The organism is Streptomyces sp. MS191, assembly GCF_008042125.1.
GTDB lineage: Bacteria > Actinomycetota > Actinomycetes > Streptomycetales > Streptomycetaceae > Streptomyces.
In genome coordinates this window covers 1-4,373 of sequence record NZ_RDBI01000041.1, presented here as the reverse complement: position 1 = coordinate 4,373, position 4,373 = coordinate 1, and the positions used below count along the sequence as shown (strand labels likewise).

5 protein-coding genes and 1 pseudogene are annotated in these 4,373 nt (G+C 75.3%); 4 read left to right on the top strand and 2 right to left on the bottom strand.

The genetic code is table 11. From position 1 onward, the window contains the following. Nucleotides 1-46: 46 nt before the first annotated feature. Nucleotides 47-1,015, top strand: a complete 969-nt coding sequence (locus EAO71_RS21315; RefSeq protein WP_147979433.1) for a pyridoxamine 5'-phosphate oxidase family protein — start codon at nucleotides 47-49, stop codon at nucleotides 1,013-1,015. Here the strand turns inward: EAO71_RS21315 and EAO71_RS40305 are convergent. Beyond that, nucleotides 978-1,061, bottom strand: a pseudogene (locus EAO71_RS40305) (HPP family protein); the annotation flags it as partial. The gene EAO71_RS21315 and the pseudogene EAO71_RS40305 sit on opposite strands and share 38 nt — an antisense overlap. 26 nt (nucleotides 1,062-1,087) lie before the next feature. Between EAO71_RS40305 and EAO71_RS21305 the strand changes: the two are divergent. The 3 genes from EAO71_RS21305 to EAO71_RS21295 all read left to right on the top strand — a co-directional run bounded on the left by EAO71_RS21305 (nucleotide 1,088) and on the right by EAO71_RS21295 (nucleotide 3,323). Continuing rightward, entirely contained in the window at nucleotides 1,088-1,552 is a 465-nt protein-coding gene (locus EAO71_RS21305) for an HPP family protein (RefSeq protein ID WP_147979432.1), read from the top strand. Between the two features lie 57 nt (nucleotides 1,553-1,609). After that, a complete protein-coding gene (locus tag EAO71_RS21300; protein WP_147979431.1) occupies nucleotides 1,610-2,077 on the top strand; it encodes an NUDIX hydrolase in 468 nt (155 codons plus the stop codon). Nucleotides 2,078-2,171: 94 nt separating this feature from the next. Further along, the gene (locus EAO71_RS21295; protein WP_147979430.1) at nucleotides 2,172-3,323 is read left to right on the top strand and encodes a serine hydrolase domain-containing protein; all 1,152 of its coding nucleotides are present in this window, start codon (nucleotides 2,172-2,174) and stop codon (nucleotides 3,321-3,323) included. 4 nt (nucleotides 3,324-3,327) lie between these two features. Here EAO71_RS21295 and EAO71_RS21290 read toward each other — a convergent pair whose 3' ends face one another. Further along, nucleotides 3,328-4,254 carry a hypothetical protein gene (locus tag EAO71_RS21290; RefSeq protein ID WP_147979429.1) on the bottom strand — a complete coding sequence of 309 codons (927 nt, stop codon included), beginning with the start codon at nucleotides 4,252-4,254 and terminating at the stop codon, nucleotides 3,328-3,330. Between the last annotated feature and the right edge of the window lie 119 nt (nucleotides 4,255-4,373).

Here is a 4,373-nt window from a genome sequence, read left to right as displayed (position 1 = left end):
CTCCCGGCCCCCCGGCCGGCCCCGGAAAGGATCTCCCGTGGACTCCGTGAACGCCTTCCACTCCGGCTCCCTCGCCGTGCAGCGGCGCCTCGGCGTCCGCGACCTCGCCGCGCACGTCGGCCGCTCCATCGGCCCCGGCATCCGGCCCGTCGCCGCCGCCTTCCTGGAGGCCCAGCCGATGCTGGTGCTCGGGGCGGCGGACGCCGACGGGCGGGTGTGGAGCACGCTGCTGACCGGCACCCCCGGATTCGTCCGGGCGACGGGTCCGCACACCGTCTCCGTCGCCGGGGGCGTGCCGGACCGCGATCCGCTGGCCGGGGCCGTGACCCCCACCGGCACCCCGGTCGGCACGATCGCCCTCGACCCGCGCACCCGCCGCCGGATGCGGCTCAACGGGATCGCCCGGCCCAGTCCGCGCGGTCTCGTCGTCGAGGCGGAGCAGGTCTTCTCCAACTGCCCGAAGTACCTGCAGAAGCGGGAGCTGTACGCGCCCGACACCGGCACCCCGGCCGGTGCCGCGCGGCACGGCGGGGCGCTCGACCCCGACCAGGAACGCCTGGTCCGCGCCGCCGACACCTTCTTCGTCGCCACCACGGCCCCCGACGGCGTCGACGCGAGCCACCGGGGCGGCAACCCGGGCTTCGTCAGCGTCGACTCGCCCACCGAGCTGAGCTGGCAGGACTACCCCGGCAACGCGATGTTCCTGACGCTCGGCAACCTGGAGTCCGACGGCCGGGCCGGCCTGCTCTTCACCGACTGGCGGAACGGCACCACGCTCCAGCTGACCGGCGTCGCGACCACCGCGTACGACCCCGAGGGCCGCACCACCCGCTTCCGTGTCGACCGGGTCGTCGAGACCCCGTCGGCCAGCCCGCTGCGCTGGTCGGCCCCCGAGTACTCCCCGGCCAACCCGCCGCGCGGGCGCCGGCGAGGCCGAGGGCGACGAGGAGGACGGAGGCGAGCAGGAGCAGCCCGAGGAAGGCCGGAAACGGCGGGTCCTGGAGGGCGACGATGACGGCCGTCGCGGCGGCGGGCGAGTGCGGGGTGCGGGCGACCGCCATCACGCCGAGCGGCACCCCGCCGGCCGCTGCTGTGCCCCCGCCCGCGGGTCGTCGCACTGTCCACCGCGGTCAGCGTCGCCGCGCTGCTCGTCCTCGTCGCCGTCGGCGGCGTCCTCGACCAGCCGCTCCTCATCCCGCCCCTGGCCGCCAGCATGGCGCTGGTCGCCGGAGCGCCCGAGCTGCCCCTGGCGCAACCCCGCTCCGTCGTCGGCGGGCAGCTGCTCTCGGCGCTCACGGGCTTCGCCGTCCTCACCGTCGCCGGCCCCGGACTCTGGGGCGCCGCCGTCGCCGGCGGACTGGCGCTCGGCGTGATGGCGGTCGCCCGCACCCCGCACTCGCCCGCCGCCGCGACGGCCGTCATCGTCGCCCTCCAGGACCCGCCGTTTCCGGCCTTCCTCGGGCTGCTCCTGCTCGCCTCCGTCCTCCTCGTCGCCCTCGGCCTCGCCGGCGCCCGCGCGGCGGGCCGCCCCTATCCGGCCTACTGGTTCTGAGGGCCCGTCCCGTCGTGGGTCCGCCGGGGACGGCGGATCAGCCCTTAACCTCGCTCCATGAAGCAGGAGTTGAGGGTGGCGGCCTACGCCGTGTGCGTCCGGGACGACGAGATACTGCTCGCCCGCTGGGTGGACCGCGAGGGCGCCCGGCGATGGACCCTGCCCGGCGGGGGCATGGACCACGGCGAGGAACCGGTCGAGACCGTCGTCCGTGAGGTCGAGGAGGAGACCGGGTACCTCGCCGAACCCACCGCACTGCTCGGCATCGACTCCATCCGCCGCGGCTGGCTGCGCCGTCTCGCGGGTCCCGGCGACTTCCAGGGCCTCCGGATCGTCTACGAGGTCCGGATCACCGGCGGTGCCCTGCGCCCGGAGACCGGCGGCTCCACCGACCTCGCCGCCTGGCACCCGCTCGCCGCCGTCCCCGCGCTCGAACGGGTCGAACTCGTCGACATCGGGCTCCAGTTGTGGCGGGAGCGGCCCCCCATCGGCCGCTCCCGCCTGACCGACCCGGCGAACGGCTGAAACTCGCTCAACCCTCGTGAACCCGATCAACTCGGCCCGCCCGCCCCCGGGTCCCCTCCCGTGACCGCCGTACGCACATCAGGGGAGCCCGCACATGACCGCCGCACGCACGGCAGCCCGTACCGTCCTTGCCGCCACCGCCGTGGCCGCCCTCACCGCCACCGCGCTGGCCGCACCCGCCGCCGCGGCGGGCACGGCGAAGGGGCAGGACCACCTCGCCACCCGGGACGCCCTCCGGGCGGCCGTCGCCTCCGGCGTCCCCGGCGCCACCGCCCAGGCCCGCGTCGGCGGTACGACCTGGACCGGCACGGCCGGCGAGCGCGGGGGTCGGGACCACTACCGGGTCGGATCCATCACCAAGACCTTCGTCGCCACCGTCCTCCTCCAGCTCCAGGCCGAGGGCCGCCTCGACCTCGACGACCCGGTCGAGAAGTGGCTGCCGGGCGTGGTCCGGGGCCACGGCCACGACGGCCGGAAGATCACCGTCCGCCAGCTGCTCAACCACACCAGCGGCATCTACAACGTCACCGCCGACCCCGGCTTCCAGGAGAAGGTCTTCGGACCCGCGTTCCTGGAGAACCGCTACGACACGTGGACCCCGCGCGAACTCGTCGCCGTCGCGATGACGCACGCCCCCGACTTCGCCCCCGGCACGTCCTGGAACTACTCCAACACCAACTTCGTCCTGGCGGGCCTCGTGATCGAGAAGGTCACCGGCCGCCCCTACGGCGAGGAGGTCGAGCGCCGCATCCTGAAGCCGCTCAAGCTGCGCGGCACCAGCGTCCCGGGCACCGACGCGGGTATGCCGAAGCCGAGTTCGCGCGCCTACTCGAAGCTCTCCTTCGAACCCGACGCGACCCCGGTCCACGACGTCACCGAACTCAACCCCAGCCTCGCGTACGCGGCGGGCGAGATGATCTCGAACTCCGCCGACCTGCAGACGTTCTACCGCGCCCTGCTCAAGGGCCGGCTGCTGCCGAAGGCGGAGCAGCGCGAGCTCACCCGCACCGTGGCCACCGACCCGAGCCTGCCCGGACTGCGCTACGGCCTCGGGCTGATGCAGACCAAGCTGAGCTGCGGCAAGGAGGTCTGGGGCCATGGCGGCGGCATCCACGGCTCCTCGTCCCAGGCCCAGGTCACCCGGGACGGCGAGCACTCCCTCGCGATGAACTTCAACGCCGACTGGGCGGGCGACAGCGAGACCGTCGTCGAGGCGGAGTTCTGCGGCACGGCCCCGAGGAAGTAGGCCCTCAGCGGGGCAGGACGACGACGTAGGCGGCCGGCTGCCGGTCCGTCGCGGCCATCAGCGCCGTGCGGACCACGGTGGCCTGCTGCTCCCGCGCCTCGCGCAGCTTGCGCGGGGTGATGTGGACGACCGTGATGCCGAGCCGCTCCAGGTGCTCGCGCTTGCGGGTGTACTCGGACCACAGCGCGTCGTCGTCCTGCCGCGGTGCGCGGGTGTCCAGCTCCACCGCCACCGCCTGGTCGGGCCAGTACGCGTCGAGGCCGCCGAGATGCGGCCCGCCGGGCAGCCGGAGGTCCACGTTCCACAGCGGGTCCGGCAGCCCGTGCTCCCGCACCATCGCGTACAGCCGCTCCTCGGCGACCGCCCGCCCCTCGGCGAGCAGCGAGTCCACGGCGTCCACCACGTGCGGCCGGGTCAGCAGCCGCGCCCGGTTCAGTTCCCGGACCACCGCACCGGGTTCGCAGTGGCCACCGCGCACGGCCTCCGTGAGCAGCCGGCGCACCAGGCCCGGATCGGTCAGGCCGGAGACCGCGTCCGCGAGCGCCCGCGCGACCGGGACGACCGGCACCCCGGAGAGGTACGGCGCCTCGGGCATCTCCTGGGCCCGCACCACCCGCACCCAGCCGGTCGACCGCAGCCGCCGGGTACGCGCCACCAGCACCTCGATCCGCTCCAGGTCGGCCGGCGAGGAGACGGACGAGAAGCCGTGCAGCGCGAGGGCGGCCTGCCCGGTGATCACGGCGTCCGGCCCCTGCCGCGGCACGGCCCCGCCCCGGCGGGCGTACAGCAGCGCCGCCTCCACCCGGTCCTCGCCGGTCGGGCGGCCCGGGTGCAGCAGGAAGATCCCGGGCAGGAGCTGCTGCCAGCCCCCGCCCGGCCGGCAGTACGCGCCGACCTCCGTGCCGCGGCAGGGGCCGGACGCCGTGATCACCGGGCAGGCCGCCCTCGCGCTGCACGGCTTCTCGTCCGTCTCCTCGCCGGCCGACCTGGAGCGGATCGAGGTGCTGGTGGCGCGTACCCGGCGGCTGCGGTCGACCGGCTGGGTGCGGG